Source organism: Roseateles sp. (assembly GCF_044373315.1).
Lineage (GTDB): Bacteria > Pseudomonadota > Gammaproteobacteria > Burkholderiales > Burkholderiaceae_C > JACDQM01.
On the sequence record NZ_JBILQK010000168.1, the window covers coordinates 1 to 4,847 of the forward strand.

The 4,847-nt window shown below is 67.8% G+C and carries 1 protein-coding gene; it reads left to right on the top strand.

Annotated features, from left to right (window positions below; genetic code table 11):
• A partial coding sequence (locus ACIQ67_RS19635) for an Hpt domain-containing protein (protein WP_397536060.1) occupies positions 1–4,688 on the top strand: 4,688 nt, incomplete at its 5' end.
• Positions 4,689–4,847: the final 159 nt, after the last annotated feature.

Here is a 4,847-nt window from a genome sequence, read left to right on the forward strand (position 1 = left end):
GTCGCGTCGAATCCGTGGCGCACGGCGAGCCGCCCAAGCCGCTGGACGACTGGATGGAGGAGCTGTACCGCCGAGTCTCCGACCGCCAGACCCTGGGCAGCGTGGTGCATGAGTTGCGCGCCAGCCTGTCCGAAATCGAGCGCCAGGTCGACCTCTATTTCCGCGAGCCCGAAAAGCGCGAGCTGCTGATCCCGGTGCCGGGCCAGCTGCAGGCCATGCGTGGTGTGCTGTCCGTGCTGGGCCTGGATCAGGCCGCGCTGGCCAGCCTGCGCATGCGCGACGAGGTCGACCGTCTGGCCAACACCGAGGTCGACCCCGAGCGAGAAGGGCCGCGCGAGTTGTTCGAGCGCCTGGCCAACAACCTGGGCGCGATGGGCTTCATGATCGACATGCTCAGCGTGCAGCCCGCGCTGGCCAAGCGCATGTTCCGTTTTGACAATGAGACCGGCCGGCTGGACGCCCTGATGGGTCGCCGCAGCGGCGCCACCCAGGTGCCGGCGCCGAGCAGCCGCCTGGGCGATCTGGACGAACCCAGCCTCACGCATCAGGTTCAGGCGGCGGTGCAGGCGGTGGCCGATGGCGAGCGCGATGCGGGCGAACTGGCGCGCGACCTGGAACGTCTGTCTCTTGAGGCCCGTGCGGCGGATGAGACCGGGCTGGCGCAGGCCGCGCAGTCGGCCCAGCGCCTGCTGGAGAGCGCGCCAGCCGAGCCAGAGGCCTTGTCTCAGGCGACGCAGTCGCTGCAGGACTTCCTCGAAGCGCGCGCGCCGGCGCCTGAGCCCTCGTATGTGGCCGCGCCGATCACGCCTTCAGTACCGGCCGATATCGACGAAGAGATGCTGGGCATCTTCCTGGAAGAAGCCGAGGAGGTGCTGACCGCGGCCCGTGCCGGTCTGGTGGCGCTGGAGCGCGATCCGCAGGACACGGCGTCGATGACCGATGTGCGGCGTGCATTCCACACGCTCAAGGGCAGTTCCCGCATGGTCGGGCTGAACGCCTTCGGCGAGGGCGCCTGGGCCTGCGAGCAGCTCTATAACGCCCGCCTGGGCGAGCAGGCCGGTGCCGATCCCGCGCTGCTGGCCTTCACGGCCGAAGCCCTGGACTATCTCGCTGACTGGCGCCACATCATCCTGGCTCGCGAGAGCAGCCCGCACAACCCCGATGGCCTGCGTCACAGCGCCGATGCACTGCGGTTGGAAGGCCGCCTGCTGCCCCTCGACTGGCCGGCACCTGCCCAGGCGCCCGCGGCCGACGAGGCCCTCTCGGCTGGCGACGCGGCACTGCTGTCAGGCGAACCGCCTGAGTTGATCGAGGCGGCGCCCGAGCTGCCGGACTTCGCCGGGCTGAGCCTGGAGCCTGCCGCCGAGCCTCTGCCCCCGTACGAGTTGGAAACCGTGCTGGCGCAGGACCTGGTGCTGGACGATGTTCCGCCGGGTGCGGAACAGTTGCCGACCGAAATGATGGAGCTGGCGCCAGCGCTGGACCTCGTGCTCGACCCGACGCCGGATACGCTCCCGGTGGTCGCCCCCTTGACCGATGCGGAGCTGCCCAGCTTCGAGCTTCATCTGGACCTGGGTGAACTGGTCGAGGCGCCGCCGGCAGTAGCGCCTGTCGAGCCGTCAAGCGCGGCCGAGAGCTCGGCTGAGGAGCCCGCGATCGCCGCTGTGCCCACCTTGACCCTGGTCTCGGACAGCACGGCTCAGGCCGCCCCCGAGCCTGCGGCATTGCCTGACGAAACCGAAGAGGACGTCAAGGTCATCGGGCCGCTGCGCATCAGCATCACCCTGTTTAACATCTTCCTCAACGAGGCCGACGAGTTGTCGCGTCGCCTGAGCACCAGCCTGGCCGAATGGGCGCTGGAGCTGAGTGTCCCGGTGCCGGCGAGTTGCGAGGTTCAGGCCCATGCCTTGGCCGGCAATGCCGCCACTGTCGGCTATGAGGATCTGTCGGCACTGGCGCGCGCACTCGAGCATGCGCTGGAGCGCGCCCAGCGCGCAGGCGGCTACAGCAGCGACGAGGCGCAGCTCTTTGTCGCCGCAGCGGATGAGTTGCGGCGCCTGCTGCACCAGTTCGCGGCCGGCTTCCTCAAGCCGGTGGAGGCCAGCCTGGTCGATCGGCTGCAGGCCTATGTGCCGCAGCCGCTGCCCGAGATCGTCGACAGCGGCCCGCTGGGCTTGGAGCAGCTGATCGCCGCAGAAGCCGCGGACGATGCCGACTTCATCACGGGCCAGCCTGACCAGATTGACGCCGAGCTATTCCCGATCTTTGAACAGGAAGCGAGCGATCTTCTCGAGCAGCTGCACGCCAGCCTGCGCGACTGGGCCGTGCAGCCGCAGGACCGCGGCCGTGCAGCTGCGACCATGCGCGCCCTGCACACCTTCAAGGGTGGCGCACGCCTGAGTGGCGCGATGCGCCTGGGCGAGCAGGCCCATGTGCTGGAGTCGGCCGTCGAGGACCTGCTGCGCAAGGACAGTCCCGCCATCAGCGACGTTCAGCAGCTGCAGGCTTCAGCCGATGCCTTGGAGCATGGCTTTGACGAGCTGCGCCGCCGGCTGACGGAAGCGCCCCTGGTCGAGGCGGTGCAAGAGCCTGCGGCCGCGGCCATGCCCGCCGCCTTGGACGAGGCTGTTGCCGCGCCTTCGCTCGAAGACGTCGGCGAGCTGCTCGTCGAGCCAGCGCCGGAGCTCGATGCGGCACTGCTGGGCGAGCCTGAGGTCGAGGCGCTTGCAGCTGAGCCTTCACAGCCTGTGCCCGAAGGCGTGCAGATCGACTGGTCACGCTTTACGCAGGTGGCCGAGTCCGCTGTTGCAACGGACGACAGTGGCAGCGTCGCTGCCTCTCAGGCGCTGGTGCGTGTGCGGGGCGCCCTGATCGAGCGCATGGCCTCACAGGCGGGCGAGGTGTCCATCCGTCGGGCACGGCTGGAGTCCGAGCTCTCGCAGATGAAGAGCGCGCTGATCGACCTGGACGACAACCTGGAGCGATTGCGCACCCAGATGCGCGAGCTCGAACTGCAGGCCGAAGCGCAGATGGGCGCAAGCCAGGACGCGGCCAAGCAGGCCGGACGCGACTTCGATCCGCTCGAGTTTGATCGCTTTACCCGCTTCCAAGAGCTGACGCGCATGCTGACCGAGTCGGTCGGTGACGTGGCCACGGTGCAGCGCTCATTGCAGCGCAATGTGCAGCTGGGTGAAGACGAGCTGGCTGCACAGTCGCGCCTGACGCGCGAGTTGCAGGATGATCTGTTGCGCACCCGCATGGTCGAGTTCGACAGCCTGGCCGAGCGACTGCACCGGGTGGTGCGTCAGGCCGCGCGTGATTCCGGCAAGCAGGTGCAGCTGGAGATCGTCGGCGGCCATATCGACATGGACCGCAGCGTGCTGGAGCGTCTGACGGGTGCGTTCGAGCACCTGCTGCGCAACAGCGTCAGCCATGGCATCGAGGCGCCCGAAGCTCGCCTTGCTGCCGGCAAGGCGCCGCAGGGCACGATCAAGCTGCAGCTGGCGCAGGAAGGCAACGAGGTGGTCCTCACCTTCGCCGATGACGGCGCCGGCTTGAACCTGTCGGCCATCCGTGAGCGCGGCGAGAAGCTGGGCCTGGTGGCCCAAGGTGCGCCCTTGGCCGAGCGCGAGCTGATGGAGCTGGTCTTCACCCCCGGTTTCTCGACCGCCAGCCAGGTGACCGAGCTGGCTGGACGTGGCGTGGGCATGGATGTGGTTCGCTCCGAGGTCGACACGCTGGGCGGCTTCGTCAGCATCGAGTCGGTCGCCGGTCAGGGCGCGCGTTTTGAGCTGCATGTGCCGCTGACCACCGCTTTGACACAGATCGTGCAGCTGCGCTACGGCGAGGCCTCGGTCGCCGTGCCTGCCAGCCTGATGGAGTCTGTCCAGCGCATGCCGCTGGAGCAGGTGGAGCGGGCCTATGCCAGCGGGCAGCTGCAGGTGGGTGACGCTTCCGTGCCCTTCTACTGGCTGGGTGGACTGTTGCGGCACAGTGGCCGCGGCGTGCTGCTGGGACGCAATCTGCCGGTCGTGCTGATCAAGAGCGCCCAGCAGCGTCTGGCCCTGCATGTGGACGAAGTGCTGGGCAACCAGGAAGTGGTGGTCAAGAACCTCGGGCCGCAACTCAGCGGGGTGCCCGGTCTGGCCGGCATCAGCCTGCTGGCCTCCGGCGATGTGGCGCTGATCTACAACCCGGTGGCCTTGGCGCACTGGTACGGCGCGGCCGCGCAGGCGCATGCAGAGCAAGGCGGTGCGGCGTCTGTCAGTGCCGAGGATGCACCGGAGAAATTGGCGCCGCTGGTGCTGGTGGTGGACGATTCGCTGACGGTGCGGCGTGTCACGCAACGCCTGCTGGAGCGCGAGGGCTATCGCGTCGAACTGGCCAAGGACGGCCTGGATGCGATGGAAAAGCTGGGTGCTGAAGAGCTGCCGGCCGTGGTGCTGTCCGACATCGAGATGCCACGCATGGACGGCTTCGATCTGGTCCGCAATATGCGCGCCGACGCACGGCTGGCGCCCTTGCCGGTGATCATGATCACCTCGCGAATTGCGCAGAAGCACCGTGACTACGCGCAGGAACTGGGCGTCGATCACTACCTGGGCAAGCCCTATGACGAAGACCTGCTTCTCAGCCTGATTGGCAAGTACACTTCGGCCGCTTCCGCATCGACGATGGGGGCGCTATAAGCTCGGCGGGTCTGGCAGTTCGACCCTTCAAGAATGACGTTGGACGCGCGCTGGGCGCTCTCCACGCAGGTTGGGAACAATGTCGGAAGTCGTTGATCATCTGGCCGAACTGACAGGTTTCAGGGACCGTGACGTGATGGACGTCACCTTGGTCTCTGC